The organism is Luteococcus struthionis (assembly GCF_048595755.1).
In the GTDB taxonomy this organism is placed as follows: Bacteria; Actinomycetota; Actinomycetes; order Propionibacteriales; family Propionibacteriaceae; genus Luteococcus.
This window is the reverse complement of the sequence record NZ_CP184360.1, coordinates 1,098,516-1,120,394: the sequence shown is the minus strand read 5'-3', so window position 1 is coordinate 1,120,394 and position 21,879 is coordinate 1,098,516. Positions and strand designations below refer to the sequence as shown.

The 21,879-nt window shown below is 66.1% G+C and carries 19 protein-coding genes; 8 read left to right on the top strand and 11 right to left on the bottom strand.

Annotated features, from left to right (window positions below; all coding sequences use genetic code 11):
* Positions 1–24 precede the first annotated feature (24 nt).
* Both ACOAMO_RS05120 and iolC read left to right on the top strand, forming a co-directional pair.
* A complete protein-coding gene (locus ACOAMO_RS05120) occupies positions 25–1,020 on the top strand; it encodes a LacI family DNA-binding transcriptional regulator (protein ID WP_420176509.1) in 996 nt (331 codons plus the stop codon).
* Positions 1,021–1,124: 104 nt separating this feature from the next.
* Positions 1,125–2,108: a 5-dehydro-2-deoxygluconokinase gene (gene iolC / locus ACOAMO_RS05115; protein WP_420176508.1), complete on the top strand. Its 984-nt coding sequence runs from the start codon at positions 1,125–1,127 to the stop codon at positions 2,106–2,108.
* A gap of 77 nt (positions 2,109–2,185) precedes the next feature.
* Here the strand turns inward: iolC and ACOAMO_RS05110 are convergent, their stop codons facing one another.
* Together ACOAMO_RS05110 and ACOAMO_RS05105 are read right to left on the bottom strand one after the other, a co-directional pair.
* Entirely contained in the window at positions 2,186–3,046 is an 861-nt protein-coding gene (locus tag ACOAMO_RS05110) for a sugar phosphate isomerase/epimerase family protein (RefSeq protein ID WP_420176507.1), read from the bottom strand.
* 164 nt (positions 3,047–3,210) lie between these two features.
* Positions 3,211–4,710: a CoA-acylating methylmalonate-semialdehyde dehydrogenase gene (locus tag ACOAMO_RS05105; protein WP_420176506.1), complete on the bottom strand. Its 1,500-nt coding sequence runs from the start codon at positions 4,708–4,710 to the stop codon at positions 3,211–3,213.
* Between the two features lie 312 nt (positions 4,711–5,022).
* On the opposite strand from ACOAMO_RS05105, the gene ACOAMO_RS05100 reads away from it, so the two are divergent.
* Positions 5,023–5,265 (top strand): hypothetical protein, encoded by a 243-nt coding sequence (locus tag ACOAMO_RS05100; protein WP_420176505.1) that lies wholly within the window; start codon positions 5,023–5,025, stop codon positions 5,263–5,265.
* 281 nt (positions 5,266–5,546) lie between these two features.
* Here the strand turns inward: ACOAMO_RS05100 and ACOAMO_RS05095 are convergent, their stop codons facing one another.
* The 8 genes from ACOAMO_RS05095 to ACOAMO_RS05060 form a co-directional block, all read right to left on the bottom strand.
* Complete coding sequence (locus tag ACOAMO_RS05095; RefSeq protein WP_420176504.1) at positions 5,547–6,977, bottom strand: sugar porter family MFS transporter; 1,431 nt, start codon at positions 6,975–6,977, stop codon at positions 5,547–5,549.
* 189 nt (positions 6,978–7,166) lie between these two features.
* A complete protein-coding gene (locus ACOAMO_RS05090) occupies positions 7,167–8,297 on the bottom strand; it encodes a zinc-binding dehydrogenase (protein WP_420176503.1) in 1,131 nt (376 codons plus the stop codon).
* Between the two features lie 122 nt (positions 8,298–8,419).
* Positions 8,420–9,286: a sugar phosphate isomerase/epimerase family protein gene (locus ACOAMO_RS05085; RefSeq protein ID WP_420176502.1), complete on the bottom strand. Its 867-nt coding sequence runs from the start codon at positions 9,284–9,286 to the stop codon at positions 8,420–8,422.
* 71 nt (positions 9,287–9,357) lie between these two features.
* Positions 9,358–10,368, bottom strand: coding sequence for a Gfo/Idh/MocA family protein (locus tag ACOAMO_RS05080; RefSeq protein WP_420176501.1), 1,011 nt, complete (start codon positions 10,366–10,368; stop codon positions 9,358–9,360).
* 37 nt (positions 10,369–10,405) lie between these two features.
* On the bottom strand, positions 10,406–11,350 hold the full coding sequence (locus tag ACOAMO_RS05075) for a TIM barrel protein (RefSeq protein WP_420176500.1): 945 nt from the start codon (positions 11,348–11,350) through the stop codon (positions 10,406–10,408).
* A 105-nt stretch (positions 11,351–11,455) separates the two neighbouring features.
* Positions 11,456–13,363, bottom strand: a complete 1,908-nt coding sequence (gene iolD / locus ACOAMO_RS05070; RefSeq protein WP_420176499.1) for a 3D-(3,5/4)-trihydroxycyclohexane-1,2-dione acylhydrolase (decyclizing) — start codon at positions 13,361–13,363, stop codon at positions 11,456–11,458.
* Between the two features lie 15 nt (positions 13,364–13,378).
* On the bottom strand, positions 13,379–14,248 hold the full coding sequence (gene iolB / locus ACOAMO_RS05065) for a 5-deoxy-glucuronate isomerase (RefSeq protein ID WP_420176498.1): 870 nt from the start codon (positions 14,246–14,248) through the stop codon (positions 13,379–13,381).
* A complete protein-coding gene (locus ACOAMO_RS05060; protein WP_420176497.1) occupies positions 14,245–15,111 on the bottom strand; it encodes a Cgl0159 family (beta/alpha)8-fold protein in 867 nt (288 codons plus the stop codon). The genes iolB and ACOAMO_RS05060 overlap by 4 nt, the downstream gene beginning before the upstream one ends.
* Before the next feature lie 185 nt (positions 15,112–15,296).
* Here ACOAMO_RS05060 and ACOAMO_RS05055 point away from each other — a divergent pair, with 185 nt between their 5' ends.
* The 5 genes from ACOAMO_RS05055 to ACOAMO_RS05035 all read left to right on the top strand — a co-directional run bounded on the left by ACOAMO_RS05055 (position 15,297) and on the right by ACOAMO_RS05035 (position 20,460).
* A complete protein-coding gene (locus ACOAMO_RS05055; RefSeq protein ID WP_420176496.1) occupies positions 15,297–16,046 on the top strand; it encodes a GntR family transcriptional regulator in 750 nt (249 codons plus the stop codon).
* Between the two features lie 178 nt (positions 16,047–16,224).
* Positions 16,225–17,301: a transaldolase family protein gene (locus ACOAMO_RS05050; RefSeq protein ID WP_420176495.1), complete on the top strand. Its 1,077-nt coding sequence runs from the start codon at positions 16,225–16,227 to the stop codon at positions 17,299–17,301.
* Positions 17,302–17,417: 116 nt separating this feature from the next.
* Positions 17,418–18,410, top strand: coding sequence for an inositol 2-dehydrogenase (gene iolG / locus ACOAMO_RS05045; RefSeq protein WP_420176494.1), 993 nt, complete (start codon positions 17,418–17,420; stop codon positions 18,408–18,410).
* Between the two features lie 57 nt (positions 18,411–18,467).
* The gene (locus ACOAMO_RS05040; RefSeq protein WP_420176493.1) at positions 18,468–19,220 is read left to right on the top strand and encodes a sulfite exporter TauE/SafE family protein; all 753 of its coding nucleotides are present in this window, start codon (positions 18,468–18,470) and stop codon (positions 19,218–19,220) included.
* A 40-nt stretch (positions 19,221–19,260) separates the two neighbouring features.
* On the top strand, positions 19,261–20,460 hold the full coding sequence (locus tag ACOAMO_RS05035; RefSeq protein WP_420176492.1) for a Gfo/Idh/MocA family protein: 1,200 nt from the start codon (positions 19,261–19,263) through the stop codon (positions 20,458–20,460).
* A 93-nt stretch (positions 20,461–20,553) separates the two neighbouring features.
* On the opposite strand, the gene ACOAMO_RS05030 is transcribed toward ACOAMO_RS05035, so the two are convergent.
* The gene (locus tag ACOAMO_RS05030; RefSeq protein WP_420176491.1) at positions 20,554–21,810 is read right to left on the bottom strand and encodes an MFS transporter; all 1,257 of its coding nucleotides are present in this window, start codon (positions 21,808–21,810) and stop codon (positions 20,554–20,556) included.
* Positions 21,811–21,879: the final 69 nt, after the last annotated feature.

Here is a 21,879-nt window from a genome sequence, read left to right as displayed (position 1 = left end):
GTGACGACGAGGAATGGAGGAGCCATGGCCAGCAAGAGCCCTGCCAGGCCGACGATCTACGACGTCGCCCAGGAGGCCGGCGTTTCCAAGTCACTCGTCTCTCTCGTGCTCAATGGATCCGACTTGGTGAGCGAGACCAAGCGACTCGCAGTACAGGAGGCCATCGAGAGACTGGGGTATCGCCGAAGCCGCACCGCCTCCAATCTTGCCCGCCACCGAAGCCACACCATCGGCCTGGTCGTGGACAACTTCGAGAATCCTTGGTTCGCGCCGATGCTGCACGGCCTGCGCGAGACCCTGGCCCCCCATGGCCTGCACGTGGCCATCAGGGAACAGCACATCTCGCCCAACCACCCCACGGCCATCGACGAGTTCCTGGAGAGCGGCGTCGACGCGCTGGTGGTGGCCGCCGAGCCCGGGCACGACTTCGCGGACCCGGGAGTCCCAACGGTCGTGGAGAGCACGCGGCTGCACGGCATCACCGGGGCCGACCTGGTCGGGTCGGACCAGCTGACAGGGGCGAACCTGGCCGTGGAGCACCTGGCCAACCTGGGCCACCAGCACATCGGCCACATCTCCGGAGAGGGGGGTGCCGCCGCCACACGGCGTGCGGGCTTCGAACAGGCCATGTGGGCGCGTGGACTCGAACCCCTGGTCGCCGGAAGGGACCAGGACACCACGGAAGAAGGCGGCTACCTCGGGACCGTCGAGCTGTTGCGACGACATCCCCAGATCACGGCCGTCTTCGCCGCGAACGACATGATGGCACTGGGTGCGCGGGCGGCACTGCGCGAGGACGGTCGAAGCACCCCACGGGACTGCGCCCTGATGGGCTACGACAACTCCCCCGTGGCACGCAGCCGCCTGCTGGACCTGACGACGATCGAGCCCTGCACCCACGAGGTCGGACTGCGTGCCGCCGAGGCACTGCTGCGCCGAATGACGGAGCCAAGCGCCCCCACCCTCAATGTGCAGATCACCCCGCGGCTGGTGGTCCGATCCTCGTCGCTCCCAGCCTGACGCCCAGCTGCAATTGTCAGGACAAATAGAGGACTACATATGGCTTTTGTCCTGACAATATCCTAGAGTTGTGGTGTCGAGCAGCGAGGCTCAGGAGGAGTCCAATGTCCCCGTCCACCACCACAGAACCAGTCATCACCATGGGTCGCATCGGCGTCGACCTCTACCCGCTCCAGATTGGAGTCGGCCTCGAGGATGTCACGTCCTTCGGAAAGTTCCTGGGTGGCAGCGCCACCAATGTGGCCGTCGCGGCCGCCCGGCTGGGCCACCAGGACGTGGCCACGGTCACGGCCGTCGGCGATGACCCCTTCGGCCGGTGGCTTCGCAGCGAGATGAAGCGACTGGGCGTCAAGGACGACTTCGTCGAGACCACCGACGACCTGCTGACCCCCATCACCTTCTGCGAGATCTTCCCCCCGGATGACTTCCCGCTCTACTTCTACCGGCGCCCCACCGCCCCGGACCTCCAGCTGCGCCCCTATGACATCCCGCTGCGCTCCATCGTTGAGGCCAAGCTGTTCTGGTTCACCGGCACCGGCCTGTCCCAGGAGCCCAGCTACTGGGCACACATGACCTCGCTGGAGCACCGGGGCCGCACCCAACACACGGTCTTCGACCTCGATTGGCGCGACATGTTCTGGCGCGAGCGCCACATCGCCTCCGAACGCTACGCCGAGGCACTGAAGTACTCCACCGTCGCGGTGGGCAACAAGGCCGAGTGCGAGGTCGCGGTCGGTGAGACCGAGCCCGAGCGCGCCGCCGACGCCCTGCTGGAACGTGGCGTGGAGATCGCCATCGTGAAGCAGGGCCCCAAGGGCACCTTGGCCAAGACCAAGGACGAGCGCATCGAGGTTCCCCCCACCAAGGCGCAGACCGTCAACGGTCTGGGGGCCGGCGACGCCTTCGGCGGTTCCCTGGTCGACGGCCTGCTGCGGGGACTGCCGCTGGAGGAGATGATCCAGCGCGCGAGCGCCGCGGGCGCCATCGTGGCCTCCCGACTGGAGTGTTCCACCGCCATGCCCACCGCTGAAGAGATCGACGCGGTGGTGGCGGCAGGCGACACCGCGGTGCTCGGCGAGCGCCCCTGACCCCAGCCCGAACCGAACGCACAAGGTCCCCGGCGCACGAGCGCCGGGGACCATTGCTGTCCGAACGGGTTCTGGCCTCAACCCAAGGCCGACAGAGCCTCCAACGAGGCCTTGGCATTCTCCACGGGGCCTCCACCGGCGGGGGGCTCCTCGTCGATCATGATGTCCTGCTCCAAGACGTAGTAACCGTCGAAGCCGGCTTCGTCGAGCGTCTTGACGATGGCACCGAAGTCGATGTCGCCCTGACCGACAGGCGTGAACATGCCGGCCTTGATGCCTTCGCTCCAGGTGATCTCACCGGGCAGCAGCTTGTCGGTGAGCTCCTTGCGGATGTCCTTGGCGTGGACGATGTCCACCCGGTCTGCGTACTTCTTGACCAGCTCGACGACGTCGCAGCCACCACACGCCATGTGGCCGGTGTCCAGGCACAGGCCGACCGTGGAGTTGTCCAGCACACGTTCGATCTCGTCCGCGTTCTGCACCATCGTCCCCCAGTGCGGGTGGAGGCAGGCGGTCACACCACGCGCGGCACAGACCTCACGGATCCTCGAGAGGTTGGAGAAGAGCGTCTCCCAACCCTTCTCGTCCAGCACGGGACGGTCGTCGTAACCGTCACGGCCGGAGTCGGCCGCCAGGATCAGGAAGTCGCCACCGGCAGCCTCGAAGGCGTCGAGCTCCTTGTTGACCATCGGGATCGGATCGAAGTCCGGGGCATGCATCACGGCCAAGAAGAAGGCGCCGACGGGCTTGAGCCTGAACTTGCCCACCACCTGGGCCCGCTCCACGGCATCGGTGGGCAGCCACCCCTGGGGGCCGAACTCGGTGGCGGACAGGCCGATCTGCTTCATCTCGGTCAGGACCCGCTCGGGATCCATCTGGTACCCCCAGCCGGGGACCTCACACACACCCCAGCTGATCGGGGCTCCGGCAATCTTCATGACAACTCCTTTGTTGATACTGCCCAGTTGTTGATACTGCTCATGTGTTCTTGGGGTGCTGGGGCATCCTCGCCGCTGCACCCACCAAGCGCTGGGCCGTGGCGGTCACGTGTACTCACGTGACCGCCACGACCGGTTCTCACTGCCACAAGGACGGCAAGAGGTCACTCCTCGCGCTTGAAGGACATCGACGCGGCGTAGTGGCCCGACTCCGAGGGCCAGCGGCTGGTGATGGCCTTCATCCGGGTGTTGAAGAGCACGCCCTCGGGGCCGTGGATGTGCAGGTCACCCAGCAGCGAGTCCTTCCAACCACCGAAGGAGTAGAAGGCCACTGGAGTGGGGATCGGGACATTGACGCCCACCATGCCGGCCTGCACGTCCAGGGTGAAGCGACGAGCGACGCCACCATCATTGGTGAAGATGGCCGAGCCGTTGCCATAGGGCGAGGAGTTGACGATCTCGATGGCCTCCTCGTAGGTCTCGGCGTGGACGATGGCCAGGGCGGGGCCGAAGACCTCCTCGTGGTAGAAGGGCGCCTCGACCGGGACGTCGTCGACGATGGTCGGGCCCAGCCAGAAGCCATCCTCGTAACCCTCGACGGTATGGCCTCGGCCGTCGAGCACGATGGTCGCGCCACGCTTCTCGACGTCATCGATCAGGCCGACGATGCGCTCCTTGGCCTGCTTGCTGATGACCGGACCCATCTGGACGCCTTCGTCGAGTCCCATGCCCACCTTGATCTTCTCGGCATGGGCCTTGACCAGTTCAGCGAGCTTCGGGCCGCAGCCACCCACGGCCACGACGACGGGCAGGGCCATGCAGCGCTCGCCTGCCGCGCCAAAGGCGGCGGCAGAGATGTGCTGGGCCGCGAAGTCAAGATCCGCATCCGGCATGACGATGGCGTGGTTGTTGGCCCCGCCGAGCGCCTGGACCCGCTTGCCAGTGGCAGTGGCCCGCTCCTGCACGATGCGCGCGACCGGCGTGGAGCCGACGAAGCTGATCCCGTCGATGCCTGGGTGCTCGAGGATGCCGGAGACCAGCTCGCGATCGCCGCCGAGCACGTTGAAGACGCCGTCGGGCAGGCCTGCTTCCTTGTACAGCTTGGCAATCAGCAGCGAGGCGGTGGGCGTGGGGCTGGCGGACTTCAGGATGAAGGCATTGCCGGTGGCAATCGCGATGGGGTGCATCCACATCGGCACCATCACCGGGAAGTTGAAGGGGCAGATGCCGGCCACGACGCCGATCGGCTGACGGATGGAGTGGATGTCCACTCCGGAGGAGATGTCGAAGGAGTGCTCTCCCTTGAGGGCGGAGTTGATGCCGCAGGCGAAGTCCAGGGTCTCGCGACCGCGCTGGATCTCGCCGATCGCGTCGTTGTAGTCCTTGCCGTGCTCGGCGACGATGCTCTTGGCGATCTCGTCGGAGTGATCCAGGACCAGCTCGCGCATCTTGAACATGATCGCAACGCGCTTGGCCAGGGAGAACTTTGCCCACTTCTTCTGGGCGGCAGTGGCCACCTCGACGGCATGGTCCAGGTCTTCCTGGCCGGCAGCCAGCAGTTCACCCTCCACCTTGCCGGTGGCAGGGTTCTCGACGGGGATTCGACGTGTTGGGGAGCCCTCGTACTCAGCTCCGGCAATCCAGTGGGCGATGGTCTGGGTCATGGGACCGCTTCCTTCCATGTACTGGCTCGGCATCTGCCTGGGCCTGCTCGCAGCGGTGCGAGCCCGGAATTGACACACGACTTCCACGTCGTGCCTTTGTCCTGACAATAACATGTAGTGACTTGAGCCACAATGCCCCGGTGTCGAGTTGGAGGCGTCGAGTCGGGGGCCTTGCCTCGCGGGCTGATTTGCGCCACGCCCCAGCGCGCCTTAGACTGACATTTGTCAGGACAAAGTCCGGACAACACCACGATGGCCGTGCGGTAGGGGCCATCGCTCCTTCTGCGGCCACGCCCAGACAAGGAGAATCACATGAGCACCGTCCTCACCGCCCCCACCACCCCGACCGCTGCCGCCGAGCACGAGGACCTCTCGGGCATCCGCGTCGAGATCCTCCAGCCGCTGCTGACCTGCGCGGCCCTGGCCATCCTGTGCGGCGCCATGGTCATCGCCTCCGTGCTGACCGGCTCCGAGATCGTGCTGGCGGCCGCTGCCCTCCCGCTGATCGGCGCGAGCTTCCTGGCCGTCTTCGCCTCCTTCCGCAGCTGTTTCTGAGCCGGGGCACCACCCCGCTGACCGCTGACCGACAAGAGGAACCAGTGGCCGTGGACGACTGAGGCCACACAGACCGCAATACGCCACCAACCCCGGCGACACCCCTGCAGCGAGCACCCGCCCCTTCGAGGGCGCGAGAGCCGCGCGAAGCCACCCGGACAAGACATCAAGCTCCACCACCCTCTTGGGTCACCTGCTGGACAGCGCAGGGGCTGGCATCCCGACGGATGCCAGCCCCTTTTGCGTCCCCGATGCCGCAGACAGCGGCACGCGGGATGTCCTCAGATCTTGCCGCCGCTGGCGAAGTGCTCCTCCAGCTCCTCCAAGGAACGACCACTGGTGTTGGGCAGGAACTTGGCCAGGCCGACCACCACGAGAGCACCCAGCACGAAGAAGATGCCGAACATGCCCTGCAGTCCCGCCCGAGCCGTGACGACCGGGAAGGAGAAGGTGATGATGGCATTGACGACCCACATGAACAGGATTGCCACCCCCATCCCGAAGCCACGAACTCGCAGCGGGAACATCTCCGAGAGGGCGACCCACACAGGGGCGTTGAGGCAGCACTGCATGAAGAAGACGAAGGTCACGCACAGCAGCAAGACCAGGTAGGCACGCGCCGTGCTGGCCGGCATGAGGGTGGCGACGACGGTGATCAGGCCATGGATCAAGGTGGTCATGCAGAAGCCGAAGATGATCAGCTTGCGACGAGACACCTTGTCGATCACCACGAACAGACACAGGGCGGTGCCCACGACCGACAGCACGCCATTGGCGACATTCGCGATGATGGCGGCCTGTGACGAGAAGCCGGCCTCATGCAGCAGCTGGGTGCCGTAGTACATGATCGAGTTGATGCCGGTGATCTGCTGGGCAGCAGCCAGGAAGCAGCCGATGATGACCAGGCGACGGATCCACGGGATGCCCATGTCAGACCAGCCGCCGGAATTGGCCACCTTCTCCTCTTCGGCCAACCGCTCGACCTCGGCCATCTCTGCGCGTGCCCGGTCCTCGTTGCGCACCTGCATCAGGACGGCCAGCGCCTCGTCGCGGCGCCCGTGCTTGAGCAGCCAGCGAGGCGATTCAGGCATTTTCATCATGCCGAAGAAGAGGGCGACGGCAGGCAACATGCAGACGACGAGCATGTAGCGCCAGACGGATCCGTGGTGGCCCCAGATGCTGGCGATGATCGCGTTGATGGCGAAGGCGAGCATCTGGCCAACCACGATGGCCAACTCGTTGCGGCCGCTGAGCGCACCACGCCGTTCGGTGGGCGCCAACTCGGCAAGGTAGACGGGAACGGTGGCGGAGGCCGCACCAACTGCCAGACCCAGCACCACGCGAGAAACAAGCAGCAGTCCAAGCCCTGGGGCCACGACGCACCCAAGGGCACCGAAGAAGAACAACACCGCGATGGTGCTCATGGTCTTCTTGCGCCCCAGCTTCTCGTTCAGGATGCCCGAGACCAAGGCGCCGGCCGCCGCACCCAACAGCAGGGTCGAGGTGACCAGGCCTTCGCTGGTGGCGGTCAGCCCGAGGTCCTTCTTCATCGGCTCCAGGGCGCCATTGATGACACCGGTGTCGTAGCCGAACAGCAATCCGCCAAAGGTGGCGACGACGGCGATCGTGTCCAGCCGCCGCTGGTGCGGCCCCGCCTGCAACGGGGGCAGCTCGATCTTGGCAGCAGTAGCCGCCGGACTTGCGTGGGACATCCTTGTCTCCTTGTCCAGGGTCGCCGCCACGCAGGCGGCCGACAACCAAAGCTCTCTCAGAGCCCAGTTAACGCCCCGTTCATTGGAAGGTCAATAGTTTGTCCGAACATTCCGTCTTTTCTTCGCAGAATTGGCGTTCACGGGCATCATGGACGGGCGGAGCACACCGCCGCGCCCGTCCATGACAGGTCACAGGGACATGTCGACCACGGCGCGACCCACGATCCCACCCTGCCGCAGCAGCTCGTACCCCTCACCAGCCTGTTCCAGCGGGAAACGACGGGTCACCAGCTCCTTGTAGTTGATCTCGCCACGGGCTGCCATGTCGACCACGGCCGGCAGGTCCACGCGGGTACGCGCGCCATAGGAGCCCAGGATGGACTGGCTGCGCCGCACGGTGCGGTTGATCTCCACCTCGGCCGACTGCACACCGGCGCCGAGCCCGATCGGCACCATGCGGCCACCGTCGCTGAGCACGTCGAGCGCGGTCTTCCAGGTGGGGCCGATGCCCAGCGCCTCGAAGGCGACGTCGACACCTCTGCCACCCGTCAGCTCGAGCACCTTCTCACGGGCATCGCTGGTCGCGGAGTTCACGACGGCCGTGGCGCCAAAGGCGGTGACGGGCGCCAGCTTCTCGTCGCTCACGTCGATGGCGATCACCTGCTTCGCCCCCATGGCGGAGGCGATCTGGCAGATATTGCTGCCCACGCCACCCACGGCCACCACCGCCACCGTCTCGCCGTGCTGCAAGCCAGCGCGGCGCACCGCGCCATAGGCCGTCAGAGCGGCACAGCCGAGGATCGCCGAGGGCACGGTGTCGATCTCGTCGGGGACCGGGGCGACGGAGGTGGCAGGGATCACGGCATATTCCGCCAGGCCCCCCATCGAGTACATGTGCACGGCCTCCCCCTCGGGAGTGGACAGCCGCGTGGTGCCGTCGTAGAGGACGCCCTTGAGCCGGTTCAGGTCGAAGAAGGGACCGCACAGCTCGTCATGGCCCTTGGCGCAGGCCTCGCAACGTCCGCAGGGCATCAGGAAGGCACCGGCCACACGCTGGCCCACGGCCAGGCCCGTGTGTTCGGTCCCCTCCCCCAGCTGGACGATGGTGCCAGCCACCTCGTGCCCGAGCACGGCGGGCATGGGGAAGGCGATCGCCCCTCCAATCACGTGCAGGTCCGAGTGGCACATGCCACAGGCATCGACCTTGATGAGCACCTCGTCGGCCTTGGGACGGGGTGTGCGCAGGCTCTCCACGGTCAACCCCTTGCCGGGCTCACGGAGCACGGCTGCGCGCATGGTTTCAGGAATCTGGACGGACATGGCAGGTCTCCAACCTCTTGATGGGCACCCGGCGATTCCGGGCGCGCTCGAATGGACTGCGGGCCCCGCGGGACTGGTCGTCCCCCGGGGCCCGCAGTCAAGAGACGGGGGATCCAACCACCTCAGGCAACGAGCTCCTTGGTGATTCGCTCGAGCATGCGGCGATTCACCTCGTCGGCCTTCTCGTGCCAGCCGAAGACACAGACCGAGATGACGCCGTCGAAGTCGATCTCACGCAGCGTGGCGAAGACCTCGTCCCAGGGCACCTCGCCCAGACCGATCTCGTTGTGCTGGTGGATCCGGGCATCGACTCCCGGAGGATTGATGATGTAGCGGTTGCCATCATTGGCGCGGTGGTTGAAGGCGTCCGCCATGTGCACCTCGCGCAGCTTGGGCGCACTGTCACGGATCATGCGTGCCACATCACCCTTGCCATCGGACAGGTGGAAGGCGTGCGGGCAGCAGAACTCATAACCGATCCACTCCTTGTTGACGCCCCGAATGAGGCGGTAGGCATCGTCGTGGAGCTCGACGAAGTCGTAGGGGTGGGCCTCCATGTTGAGGCGAATTCCGTACTTCTCGAAGTCCGGAACCAGTTCCTCCATGGAGCGGTACCACTGGGACTCACACTCACGCGGGGTGTTCGGATTGCCGGAGAACTCGCTGGTGATCTCGCGCACGTCCAACTGGTCGGCCAGCTCCAGCAGGCGTCGCCAGTTGCGAACCTGGGCCTGGCGCTCGGTCTCGTCGGTGGAGGCCCAGTTGAAGACGGGGTTCAGCGTGCGGATCTTGACGCCGGTCTCCTGCTGGGCCCGGTTGAGCTCGGTGACGAAGTCGTCATCGGCCTTCGGGTAGTGGTGCCAGAAGTGGAAGTCTGCCTGCGGCGAGAGTTCCACGTACTGGAAGCCGAGGTCGGCCGCCTTGCGCAGGGTGTCGGGCACCGACATGGTCATGTAGTACATGTTCGGGTCAAGGGCGATGTCGACCATGACACTTCCTTTCCTGGGGAAGGGCTGGTGGGTGGTGGCCGGAGTAGGGCCGGCCACCACCCGGGGCTTGTTCAGGCGTAGAGCCCGGGCTTGTCGATCATTTCGACCTTGACCGGCTTGCCCTCAGGATCCTCGAGCGAGGCCACCGCGGCATCGACCACGACTGCCGCCGCATATCCGTCCCAGGAGTCGGCACCGGTGTGCTCGTCCTTGGCCACCGCACGGATCCACTCCTGCACCTCCTGGTTGAAGGCGGCGTGGAAGCGGTCGATGTGGGAGTTGCAGATCTTGTTGCGGTCGCCATGGCCGTCACGAACGTGGATCCGTTCCTGGTCACCCAGGCGAGCGGTGCCGGCCTCCATCACCAGCTCGCACTCGATCGAGTAGCCGAACTGGATGTTGACGTTCACCTCGTCGTCGATCAGGACGCCGGACTCGGTCTTCATCACCACGACGATCGGGTCGTTGAGGTGCTCGAAGCGCTTGGAGGTGAAGCGGGGACGGTCCACTCGCGCCTCGACGATCTCCTCCCCCAACAGCCACCGCATGGTGTCGATCTCGTGGATTGCGGTGTCGTCGATGGCCATGCGCGAGACATAACCTTCGGGAACCGAGGGGTTGCGGTGACGGTTGTGCACCAGCGTTGCGTAACCCAGGTCCCCGGCTTCCAGCAGCTCCTTCATCTCGCGGTAGGCCTGGTCGAAACGACGCATGAAACCGACGGTGACCAGCTTCTTGCCGACCTTCTGCTCGGCGGCCATGATCTGCTCGCAACCGGCCGCGGTGGTGGCCAGCGGCTTCTCGCACAAGACGTACTTGCCGGCCTCGATCGCGGGGATCACCGACTCCTCGTGGACCTTGCCGAAGGTGGCCACCAGGACCGCGTCCACCTCGGGATCATTGATGAGTTCCTTGCCGTCGGCATAGGCCTTGGCACCCAGCGGTTCGGCCACGGCCTTGGCCGCGTCCAGGTTGATGTCGGCGACGGCGACGATCTGCGCCCCGGCCAGTTCATTGGTGATGCGCTCGACGTGCGCGCGGCCCATGCCGCCGGCCCCGATGAGACCAATTCGGACAGTCATGTCATTCCAGCTTTCTGTGGTTCGTCGTCGAGGGAGCTCAGGCCAGCCCGAGGCCCAGGGAGGCCAGGTACTTGCGCATGTTGATGGCATTGCCCTTGGGGAAGTCGGGAGCGCAGGGGTACATGTCCTGCTCGCAGATCACGTACAGCTCCTTGTCCAGGTCAGCGAGGGCCTCGATCAGGGTGTCCATCGGGGGCAGACCGGCCGGCGGGCACACCGAGGCGCCCTTGGCGACGGCCTCACCGAAGGGCCAGTCCTTCTCGTGGGCCTCCTTGACCAGGTCCTCGTCGAAGGCCTTGATGTGCACGTAGCCGATCCGCTCGGGGTACTTCTGGCACAGCTCGACGGGGTCGCCACCGCCGTAGACGATGTGGCCGGTGTCCAGGCAGAAGGAGACGTACTCCGGGTCGGTGGCCTGGAAGATTCGGTCGATCTCCTCAGGGGTCTCGATGTGCGAGTCGCCGTGGGGGTGCAGCACCATGGTCAGGCCGTAGTCCTGCTTCATGATGCGGCCGAGCTTGTTGGCATTGTCGACGTAGAGCTGCCAGGCCTCCGGCGACAGCACGCGGTCGTCGGTGAACTCCCAGGTCTTGTCGTCGCGGTACAGCGGAGGCAGGTGCACGATGTACTCGGCACCCACGGCGGCATGGGTCTCGGCGATGTCACGGAAGGTCTTCTCGGTCTCGGCCCAGGCCTCCTCCTTGTGCAGGATGCCCCAACCGGTGCCCGCGACGACGCGCATGCCGCGCTCGTCCACCCAGCGCTGCAGCTCCTTGGGATCCTTCGGGAAGTAGCCCCAGGGGCCGGTCTCGAGGATCTCGAAGCCGGCCTCGGCCATCTCGGTCATGGCGACGTCGGGGTCGATCTGCTTGGGATCGCTGGGGAACCAGACGCCCCACTGGTCGGGGCAGACGCCGATGGTCAGCTTGGAGTAGCGGGGATTGGTGGTGTTGACGGACTTGCCCTTGTTCTCGAACTGCATTGTTCGTTCCTCACTGGTAATGGCCACTTCCGCGTGGCCGGCGGGTGGTGCGATGAACTGCTCTGGGTGGGGTCGGCGGGCTGGCTGCCCGCCGTCCCCGTCGGATCACAGGTAGTGGCGCTGCGGCTTGCGGTCCTCCACGTAGTCCGCGTACGCCTTCTGGGTGCTCTCCAAGGTCGAGACGCCCGAAACCGGAACGTCCCACCAGCTCGAACCGGGCGGGTTGGGGCCCATCAGGTCCGTCTCGATGTGGATCATCGTGGGGCGGTCCGACTCGTGGGCCTTCTGGTAGGCGGCGCGGAACTCATCCATGCCGTTGACCTTGAGCACGTCGATTCCCCAGGAGGCGGCATTGGCGGCAATGTCGACGCCCTTGATGAGCTCCTCGTCGGCCAGGTGGCTGCCCTTGCCACGCTGGCGGTACTTGGTGCCGAAGCGCTGCGAACCTCTGGACTCGGACAGCGCGCCGATGGAGGCGAAGCCGTGGTTCTGCAGCAGGACGTAGATGACCTTGATGTTCTCCTGCACGACGGTGGCCAGTTCCATCGGGAGCATCTGGTAGGTGCCGTCGCCGACGATCGCGACGACCTCGGACTCGGGTCGGGCCAGCTTCACTCCCAGTGCCGCCGGAACCTCGTAACCCATGCAGCTGAAGGCATACTCCACGTGGTACTGCACCGGGGTCTTCGCCTGCCACAGGGCCTGCAGGTCACCGGGCATCGAGCCTGCCGCGTTGATCACGACGTCCTCGTCGCCCATCAGCTCGTTGAGCGCGCCGAAGACTTCGGTCTGGGCGGGCAGCGGACCGTGGTCACGGTGGTAGCAGAGCTGAACCTGCTCCTCCCAAGCCTTCTTCTCGGTGGCGATCCGCTGGCTGTAGGCCTCGTCGACGTGGTAGCCGTCGAGCAGCTCGGTGAGCGCCACCAGGGCCTCACGGGCATCGGCCACCACCATCTCGGCCGACTGCTTGGCTGCGTCGAAGCTGGCCACGTTGATGTTCACGAACTTGACGTCGGGGTTCTTGAACTGGGTCTTCGACGCGGTGGTGAAGTCCGAGTAGCGGGTGCCGATGCCGATGACCAGGTCCGCCTCGTCGGCGATGTGGTTGCCGGAGTCACCGCCGGTGGAACCGACGCCGCCGATGGAGCACTCGTGGTCGAAGTTGATGGCCCCCTTGCCGGCCTGGGTGTCGGCAACCGGGATGCCTGTCCTCGTGGCGAACTCCCGCAGCTGCTCGGTTGCCTCGGAGTAGATCACTCCACCGCCGGCGATGACCATCGGCCGCTTGGCTGCCTTGATCATCTCCGCCGCACGAGCCAGGGCGGCGGGCTCTGCCGGGGGACGACGCACGTGCCACACGCGCTTGTCGAAGAGCTCCACGGGCCAGGTCCACTTCTCGGCCTGGACGTCCTGCGGCATCGCGATTGTCACCGCACCTGTCTCGGCCGGGTCGGTCAGCACACGCATCGCGTTGAGCAAGGACGGGATCAGCTGTTCGGGACGGTTGATCCGGTCGAAGAAGCGGGAGACCGGCACGAAGCAGTCATTGACGGAGATGTTGAGGTTGGTCGGGTCCTCCAGCTGCTGCAGCACAGGATCCGGGATGCGCGTCGCGAACTGGTCCGAGGGGAAGAGCAGCACCGGAACCCGGTTCGTGGTGGCGAGGGCGGCGCCGGTGACCATGTTGAGCGAGCCGGGCCCGATGGACGCGGTGCACATGTAGGTCTGCATCCGGTTGGTGGTCTTGGCAAAGGCGGCAGCCGCGTGCACCTGTCCCTGCTCGTTGCGAGGCATGATGTAGGGCATCTCGTTCTCGCCCTCGGCAGGGTTGATCTCGTTCTGCAGCAGTGCCTGGCCGATGCCGGCGACGTTTCCGTGGCCGAAGATGCCGAAGGCGCCGGGGATGAGGCGCCGTTCGATGCCATCGCGCTCGGAGTACTGGTTGGACAGGAAGCGAATGGTCGCCTGGGCCACCGTCAGGTCGACGGTGCCACGGTAAGCGTCGTTGCTCACGGTTTCTCCTAGGGGTCAGTTCGTGAAGGGGAGGCGGGGATCGATCTCCTGCTCGTCCCACGTGCTGCGGATCCAGTGGTGCTGGGGGTCGTCGATCGCGAGCCAGACCTGGTCCTCCGCGGGGCCGGCCATCACGTTGAGGTAGTAGAGGTCGTACCCGGGGGCCGCGACGCAAGGGCCATGCCAGCCGTGGGGAACCAGCGCGATGTCACGGTCGTGCACCTCCGCCAACAGGTCGATGGGGCGCTCCGCAGTGCCGTAGGTGCGGTGCAGGGCGAAGCCCGGGCCGTCGGGACCCGCGGTCACCTCGAAGTAGTAGACCTCCTCCAGCTCGCGCTCGACCTCGCTGAACTCCTCGTGCTTGTGGGCGGGGTAGCTCGACCAGTTGCCGCCGGGGGTGAGCACCTCGCAGACCAGCAGGTGACTGGTCGGGACCCCGTTGTTGAGGGCGTAGTTGTTGACCTGACGCGAGCAGTCGCCGGCGCCACGCAGGTCCGTGCGAACCTGGTCCTTGCCGTAGTGGGCGACGGGGAGGTCCTGGGTGGCACGCGCCGTGGGGATGGCGAAGCGGCCACCCTGTTCGGAGGTGACCACCAGGCTCTTGTTACGTGGCACGTAGACATAGTCGGAGACGCCCTTGAAGACGCTCTCGCGCCCGGCCAGCTCGAAGCTCTGCCCGTCGACCTCGACGGTGCAGCCACCCTCCAAGGGGAGGACCAGCACCTCGTCGCTCTCGGTCTGCAGCTCCTGACTGCCACCAGCGTCGAGCTTGAGGATCTTGATGCCGGACCAGGCCCAACCGGCCCGTTCCGGGGTCACGTCGGCCTCGAACTGGTCGTGACCGCTCTCCCCTGCGGGGATGTAGATGTCGGGATTGGTGTTCACAGCAGACCTACCGCCTCGTCAACGGCCGCCGCCACGTCTCCGGACGGCGGGAACAACAGGGACCTTCCAATGACCAGACCACGCACCGTGGGGATGGCCAAGGCCTTCTGCCACAGTGCGAGACTCTCGTCATTGTCCTTCTTGACCTCGCCACCCAGGATCAGGGCCGGCAGGGTCGTCGCCGCCATCACGCGTTCCATGTCGGTGACGGCGGGAAGCTTGAGCCAGGTGCGGGCCGAGGTGCGCCCCAGCCCCGACGCGATGGCGATGGACCGCATCACCGCGTAGGGCGTGAGGTCGTTGCTGATGTGCCCGGCCATCCAGGCGGAGATGAAGGGTTCCACCATGGCCATCAAGTCGAGCTCGGCCAGTTCGTCGACGGCCAGGGCACAGGACTCCATGGTCTGGACACTGGCCGGATCCGCATAGTTGATCCGCATCAGCATCTTGCCGCCGTCCAGGCCGGCTGCCTTGACGCCGCGAGCGTCGTAGCCGGTGAAGCGGTCGTCCATCTCGAACTTGGCGCCCATCAGGCCACCGCGGTTCATGGAACCGTAGACCAGCTTGCCGTCGAGTGCGCCCAACAGGGCCAGATCCTCCACCAGGTCGGCGGTTCCCAGGAAGCCGTGAACGCCGGGGCGCCCGAGGGCCTCCATGCAGCGCCCCAGCAGTTCCTCGCGGTCCGCCATGGCCGTCTCGTCCTGGCCAGCCACGAGCGCACCTCGCGCGGGGTGGTCACAGGCAATGATCATGAGCTTGCCGCCGTCGGCCGGCATGGCGCCGCGAGGGCGCTCCGCAAGCACCCGGGCAATCCGGTTGGGCTCCTGGGCGCGGATCTCGACGATCCGTTCGACCAATGACATCGCTCGTCCCTTCAGCACGCCCGGCTCTCCTGTGAACCGGTTGTTTCAAGCCTGCCTCGCTCCCTAGTGCAGTGTCAATAGATTGTCCTGACAAATTATCGTTGTGCCTTACGGCACGAAATGTCACAAGAGCCGCACATGGAAGGTACGGTGTGGCCAAAAGTTCACCACGGAAGGACCCTCCCATGAGCGGCGACGTCTACGCACCGGAGATCAACCTCGACCGGAACAGCCCCATCCCGCTCTACTTCCAGATCGCCGAACCGATCGCAGCCGCCATCAACTCCCACGAGCTGCCGAGCGGCACGCGCATCGAGGACGAATTGTCCATGGCAAAGCGCCTGAAGGTCTCCCGCCCGACGGCCCGCCAAGCCCTGCAGCGCCTGGTCGACCAAGGACTCGTCGTCCGCCAGCGCGGCGTCGGAACGCGCGTCGCCCCGGCACTGATCCATCGACCCATGGAGCTCACCAGCCTGCACAGCGACCTCACGCGCGGTGGACACCAGGCCACCACACAGCTTCTGGACTACGTCGAACGCGAGGCCACCGACGAGGAGGTCGAGACCATGGGCCTTGCGGCCGCCGGAACTCCGATCACGGAGATCCGCCGCCTGAGGCTCGCCGACGAGCACCCCATCGCGGTCATGCGCAACCTGATTCCCCGCGAGCTCGCACCCTCCGCGGAGGAGCTGGAGACCGGCGGACTGTACGAGGCGCTGCGCAACCGGCACGTGCAGCTCTTCTCCGCTCGCCAGTCCATCGGCGCGCGCAACGCGAGTCTCGAGGAAGCACGATTGCTCGAGGTGAAGCGCGGAGCCGCGCTGCTCACCATGCGCCGTGCCACCACCAACGAGGCGGGCCAGATCGTGGAATTCGGCGACCACGTCTACCGAGCCGACCGCTACACCTTCGACTCGACCGTCTTCACCTCCTGAGAGCCCTCGACTCGAGGTGGGGCCAACGGGAACCACGAGACAAAAATCAGATTGTCAGGACAATCTATTGACTTAAGGCCTGAACTGGTCGTTGAATGGTGGTGACCCGGTCACACGACGCGCCACCGACGACGCGGAACCCGGCAGTGACCGCCCCGATCCATCAGGAGGACACCTCATGGCCATCGAATTCACCCCCGGACCGCTGCTCGAGGCGACCCGTCAGTTCCCCACCGCTCTCTGGAATGACTCGGCGGACCCCGACGAGCTCCGCCAGTCGATCGCCTTCGGCGCGGTCGGCGCCACCTGCAATCCGTCGATTGCCTATACCTGCATCAACATGAAGAAGGACAAGTGGCTGCCCCGGATCAAGGAGCTCGCCGCCGAGATGCCCGAGGCCAGTGAGTCCGAGATCGGTTGGACCGTGGTGCGCGAGATGTCCGTCGAGGCAGCCAAGATGCTCGAGCCCATCTTCGAGGAGTACAAGGGCATCAATGGCCGCCTGTCGATGCAGACCGATCCCCGTCTGGCCCGCAGCTGGAAGGCCTTGGCCGACCAGGCCGAGGAGTTCAGCAACCTGGCGCCGAACATCATCGTGAAGATCCCCGCCACCAGCGTGGGAGTCAAGGCCATCGAGGAGGCCACCTACCGGGGCGTCTCGGTCAACGTGACGGTCAGCTTCTCCGTTCCCCAGTGCGTCGCCACCGGTGAGGCCATCGAGCGCGGCCTCAAGCGCCGCGAGGCCGAGGGCAAGGACGTCTCCACCATGGGGCCGGTCGTCACCTTGATGGGTGGACGACTCGATGACTGGCTGAAGATCGTTGCCGAGCGCGAGCAGCTCTTCATCGATCCGGGTGTCTTCGAATGGGCAGGCGTGGCCTGCATCAAGCGCGCCTACCAGGAGTTCCAGAAGCGAGGCCTGCGCGCCCGCGTCCTGGTGGCGGCCTTCCGCAATGTCCTGCAGTGGTCCGAACTGCAGGGCGGCGATCTGGTGGTCTCCCCGCCCTTCAAGTGGCAGAAGCGGATCAACGCCTCTGACTACAAGCCGGTCAACAGGATCGACGAGCCCGTCGACGAGCGCATCATGGCCGAGTTGCTGAAGATGCCCGAATTCGTGCGCGCCTACGAGCCCGATGGCATGACTCCGGAGGAGTTCGACAGCTTTGGTGCCACCGTCCGCACCCTGCGTGGCTTCATGGAGGCCGACAATGACCTCGACGTCCTGGTGCGCAATGTGATCATGCCTGCCCCGTGACGGGCTGCTGACCACACGACCCCCCACCCGGCGAGGGGCGCTGACCGTGAACGGTGGCGCCCCTCCAGCCCTTTTTCAGAACCAGTCAGAGAAGACCCAGCAGAAGGAAGTACGCAATGTTGCGCATCGCCGTCATCGGAGCCGGACGAATCGGTCACGTTCACGCCCGTTCCGTCGCCAACCATCCCCAGGCCCAGCTCGTGCTGGTCTGCGACCCGATCGGCGACGCCGCCGAGAAGCTCGCCACCCAGTACGGGGCGCGCTCCTGCAAGGAGGCCGACGAGGTCTTCACCGATCCCGAGGTGGACGCCGTCATCATCGGCTCCCCCACCCACCTCCACCTGCCCCAGTTGATCGCCGCCGCCAAGGCCGGCAAGGCCGTGCTCTGTGAGAAGCCCGTCGCCCAAGAGGTCTCTCAGGTCGAGGCCGTGCAGGCCGACCTGGACCAGATCACGACCCCGGTGATGTTCGGCTTCAACCGACGCTTCGACCCTTCCTTCGCCGCAGTGAAGAAGGGCGTCGACGAGGGTGCGATCGGAGACCTGGAGCAGCTCACCATCATCAGTCGTGATCCCTCCGCCCCACCGGCCAGCTACATCAAGGTCTCGGGAGGCATCTTCCGCGACATGACCATCCACGACTTCGACATGGCCCGCAACTTCCTGGGGGACATCGTCGAGGTGAATGCCTCCGGCCAGAACTTCGTGCCCGAGATCAAGGCCGAGGGGGACTTCGATGCCGCCGTCGTCGTGCTCACCGCCGCCGACGGCAAGGTGGCCACCATCATCAACAACCGCCGCTGCGCCTCCGGTTATGACCAGCGCTTGGAAGCCGCAGGATCCAAGGGTGCGCTCTTCGCCGAGAACGTCCGCCCGAACACCGTGCGCCTCAACAATGCCGAGGTGACCAATGCCGAGGCCCCTTACCTGGACTTCTTCCTTGAACGCTACGAGGCCGCCTACACCCATGAGCTGGGCGCCTTCATCGAGGCCGTCACCACGGGGAGCGACCCGCGACCGAATCTCCAGGACGCCGTCGAGGCCCTGCGCATCGCAGATGCGGCAACCACGTCCGCCCATGAGGGACACCCGGTCCGGCTCGACGCCTGACCCCACCGGCCGGGGCCACCACCAGCGGCCCCGGCCCACACAAGCTGCGAGGACGCCATGACCTTCACCACCGCCACCTGGGTGATGCTGGTGCTGGTGGCCGCGCTCGTCGGTCTCGCCAAGACGGCACTGCCCGGGCTGGCTGTGCTGGCAGCAGCGCTGCTGGCCAGCATCCTGCCAGCCAAGGAGTCGACGGGGACACTGCTCCTGCTGCTCCTGGTGGGCGATGTGATGGCCATCGGCCTGTACCGCCGCGATGCGGACTTCGGCACCCTGCGACGGCTGGTTCCCACAGTCCTGGTCGGGGTGGCGTTGGGTGGCGTCTACCTGCAGCTGGCCTCGGACCTGGCCACCAAGCGGCTGATCGGGATCGTCCTGCTCACGATGATCGGCCTCACCCTGGTGGACATCGCCTGTCGGCGTGGTGCGGTGCGAGCGACAGTGGACGAGAGCAAGACCTCCCCGGTCAAGCGTGGCCTCTACGGCAGCCTGGCCGGCTTCACGACCATGGTGGCCAATGCCGGCGGTCCCGTCACCAGCATGTACTTCATGCAGGCGGGCTTCGACGTGGCCCGCTTCTTGGGCACGACCGCCTGGTTCTTCTTCCTCGTCAACGTCGTGAAGCTGCCGGTCTCCATCGGGGTCGGCATCATCACTCCCGACACAGTCCGCACCGACCTGTTGCTAGCCCCGGTGGTGGTGGCCAGTTGCCTGGTCGGGTTCCGGCTGGCGCGCAGCATCCCCAAGAAGGTCTTCGACCCCATCGTCTGGATCCTCACCGTGATCAGCTCCTGCTGGTTGCTCGTCTGACGCACTGTCGCGTCAATCTGCCCCAATGAAAGGAAGTCCCATGACCCGCGAACTCGGAATCGGCGTCGTCTCCCTCGGCTGGATGGGCCGGCTGCACGCCGCTGCCTACGCCGCCCTGCCCATGCGCTACCCAGAGCTTGGGGTGAGGCCCCGGCTGGTGGTGTGCGCAGACCCGGTGGAGTCGAATCAGCAGGCTGCCCTGGAGCAGTACGGCTTCGAACGGGCCGTGGCCGACTACCACGAGGTGATCGACGACCCCGCAGTGGAGGCCGTCTCCATCTGCGCGCCGAACTTCCTGCACCACGAGATCGCCATGGCCGCCATCAAGGCCGGAAAGCCCTTCTGGATCGAGAAGCCGATGGGCGTCAGCGCGCAGCAGTCACGCGAGATCGCCGAGGGCGCCCAGCAGGCTGGCCTGGTCACCGCCGTCGGCTTCAACTACCGCCACGAGCCCGCGGTGGAGCGCATGCGCGAACTGGTGCGCACCGGACGACTGGGCCGGGTGACCAATGTGCGCGTGTGGCTGATCGCAGACTACGCGTCGGCCCCCGACGGCCCGCTCACCTGGCGCTACAGCCGCGAGAAGGCGGGTGCGGGTGTGGTTGGCGACCTGATGTCCCACGGCGTGGACCTGGCCCAGTGGGTCACCGGGCAGCGAGTCACCTCCGTCTCCGGCCTGACCGACACCTTCATCACCGAGCGACCCATCCCGCTGACCACCGGTGTGGGCCACGCCAAGGTGGAGCTGTCCGACGAGAGCGGACCCGTCGAGAATGAGGACTATGTGGCGGTGCTGGCCACCTTCGAGAACGGAATCGTCGGCACCTTCGAGTCCAGTCGTGTGGCCGTGGGCCCCCGCGCCGAGTACGTCGTCGAGATCTATGGCACCGAGGGATCCGCTCGTTGGAGCTTCAGCCACCCGCAAGACCTGCAACTGCTCATCAGGGGTGAGGGTCCGGCCACCGGTTACACCACGGCGATGACCGGGATGGAGGATGGTGACTTCGCCCGCTTCCAGCCCGGCCCCGGCCAGACGATGAGCTTCGACGACCTGAAGGTGATCGAGGCCTCACAGTTCGTCGAGTCGGTGCTCTCCGGCCAGCAACACGCCCCGAGCGCTGGCGACGCCTGGCTGGCGGCGGCCGCCGACGAGGCGATCGTGGAATCCGCCGCGGCGAAGCGCTGGGTCGAGGTGCCCGAGGTCGCTGCCCCCACCACCTTCGCCTTCCCGGAGGGCTGACCCCCCGGATCCCTGGTCGTACTTGGCCATGTGTCTCGACGTCGCGATCCCCCGTGGGGTCGCGACGTCGAACCTTGCGGCGACTCGTGGAGTTCAGTCGCGCACTCGCCCGATCCCCTTCGGAAGGCCGATCCGAGTGGCGAAGACCATGGTCCAGACGGCACCGGCCACGGCAATGCCACCGATTGCGACGACGGCGGCCTGCACACTTGCCGTCGCCACCAAGGCCGAGATGAGCAAGGGGCCGCCCAGGATCCCGACATTGCTGAACAGGGCCCAGATGCCCAGGAAGCGACCTCGGCCCTCGGTGGGGCTGAGATCGGCGCCCACCGTCATGAAGACCCCGGCCCCCAGGCCGTTCCCGATGGCCATCACGACCACGGCGGTCACCATGCCGGGCGTGCCCGCCCAGTGGGTGAAGGGCACCAACAGCAGGAAGCCCGTGCCGTAGACAGCCAGGCAGACCACGAGGATGACGGAGCGTCCCAGTCGGTCCTTCAGGTACCCGCCGGGGAACATCATGACGATCTCGATGGCAGCACCGACGGCGATCACGAGCGAGATGGCCGATTCGCTCAGGCCGATGTGCACACCCCACAGCTGCACCACGACGGGCTGTGCGACGCGGGCCACGGCAAGCGCGATCATCGCGATACCCGCCAGGAAGACCGCGCCCCAGCGCACACCGGGCATCGCGTCGCGGCCCTTGCGGGAGGGATCGAGCTGGGCACTGCCAAGGGCTGCGGGGCTGTCGGCCGGAAGGTCGAGGAGTTCCCCGCGCGTCGGATTGAACAGGATCATGGTGGCCAGGGCCGCACACAGGATGCTCAGGACGTAGACGCTCCACAACGGCAGCGCCAGCAGCAGCAGGCCGCCCACCAGCGGGCCGACGAGGTTGCCGACGCGCATGGTGCCACCCAGCGCGGTCATGGCTCGCCCCACCTCGTGCGGGGCGACGTGTTCGGCGGTATATGCCTGCCGGGCCAGGCTGAAGATGTTCATGGCGGGAGCGCGAAGGAAGGCAGCGGCCATGAAGAGCATCAACGCCCCTTCCCGCGCCCACAGGAGTGCTCCGATGGTAACGGCGGTGCAGACCGCGACGATGGTGGTGGCCAGCAGCATTGCGCGCTGGTCGCCGAAGCGGTCGATGAGGCGGCCCGCAGGCATGGTGGTGGCCAGCCCGATTCCGCCGACGATGGCGACGATCAAGGCGGCGAGCGATCCCGAGGCACCCAACTGCATGGCGGCCAGCACCTGCACGGGGATGATCGCACCGTTGCCGATGCCCAGCAGCATGGAGGGCGCAAGGATCGGCCAGAACAGTCGTCGGTAGAGCTCAGGTGCACGCATGATTCCTCCAGCTCCCGATTCCGTCCTGGCATCCAGATATATCCTGCCGGGATCCACCGCCAAGAATCC

What these genes read in the sequence shown, in the direction of transcription:
- ACOAMO_RS05120 (WP_420176509.1), top strand. Translation starts at nt 25, where the DNA reads ATGGCCAGCAAGAGCCCTGCCAGGCCGACGATCTACGACGTCGCCCAG.
- iolC (WP_420176508.1), top strand. Translation starts at nt 1,125, where the DNA reads ATGTCCCCGTCCACCACCACAGAACCAGTCATCACCATGGGTCGCATC.
- ACOAMO_RS05110 (WP_420176507.1), bottom strand. Translation starts at nt 3,046, where the DNA reads ATGAAGATTGCCGGAGCCCCGATCAGCTGGGGTGTGTGTGAGGTCCCC.
- ACOAMO_RS05105 (WP_420176506.1), bottom strand. Translation starts at nt 4,710, where the DNA reads ATGACCCAGACCATCGCCCACTGGATTGCCGGAGCTGAGTACGAGGGC.
- ACOAMO_RS05100 (WP_420176505.1), top strand. Translation starts at nt 5,023, where the DNA reads ATGAGCACCGTCCTCACCGCCCCCACCACCCCGACCGCTGCCGCCGAG.
- ACOAMO_RS05095 (WP_420176504.1), bottom strand. Translation starts at nt 6,977, where the DNA reads ATGTCCCACGCAAGTCCGGCGGCTACTGCTGCCAAGATCGAGCTGCCC.
- ACOAMO_RS05090 (WP_420176503.1), bottom strand. Translation starts at nt 8,297, where the DNA reads ATGTCCGTCCAGATTCCTGAAACCATGCGCGCAGCCGTGCTCCGTGAG.
- ACOAMO_RS05085 (WP_420176502.1), bottom strand. Translation starts at nt 9,286, where the DNA reads ATGGTCGACATCGCCCTTGACCCGAACATGTACTACATGACCATGTCG.
- ACOAMO_RS05080 (WP_420176501.1), bottom strand. Translation starts at nt 10,368, where the DNA reads ATGACTGTCCGAATTGGTCTCATCGGGGCCGGCGGCATGGGCCGCGCG.
- ACOAMO_RS05075 (WP_420176500.1), bottom strand. Translation starts at nt 11,350, where the DNA reads ATGCAGTTCGAGAACAAGGGCAAGTCCGTCAACACCACCAATCCCCGC.
- ACOAMO_RS05060 (WP_420176497.1), bottom strand. Translation starts at nt 15,111, where the DNA reads ATGTCATTGGTCGAACGGATCGTCGAGATCCGCGCCCAGGAGCCCAAC.
- ACOAMO_RS05055 (WP_420176496.1), top strand. Translation starts at nt 15,297, where the DNA reads ATGAGCGGCGACGTCTACGCACCGGAGATCAACCTCGACCGGAACAGC.
- ACOAMO_RS05050 (WP_420176495.1), top strand. Translation starts at nt 16,225, where the DNA reads ATGGCCATCGAATTCACCCCCGGACCGCTGCTCGAGGCGACCCGTCAG.
- iolG (WP_420176494.1), top strand. Translation starts at nt 17,418, where the DNA reads ATGTTGCGCATCGCCGTCATCGGAGCCGGACGAATCGGTCACGTTCAC.
- ACOAMO_RS05040 (WP_420176493.1), top strand. Translation starts at nt 18,468, where the DNA reads ATGACCTTCACCACCGCCACCTGGGTGATGCTGGTGCTGGTGGCCGCG.
- ACOAMO_RS05035 (WP_420176492.1), top strand. Translation starts at nt 19,261, where the DNA reads ATGACCCGCGAACTCGGAATCGGCGTCGTCTCCCTCGGCTGGATGGGC.
- ACOAMO_RS05030 (WP_420176491.1), bottom strand. Translation starts at nt 21,810, where the DNA reads ATGCGTGCACCTGAGCTCTACCGACGACTGTTCTGGCCGATCCTTGCG.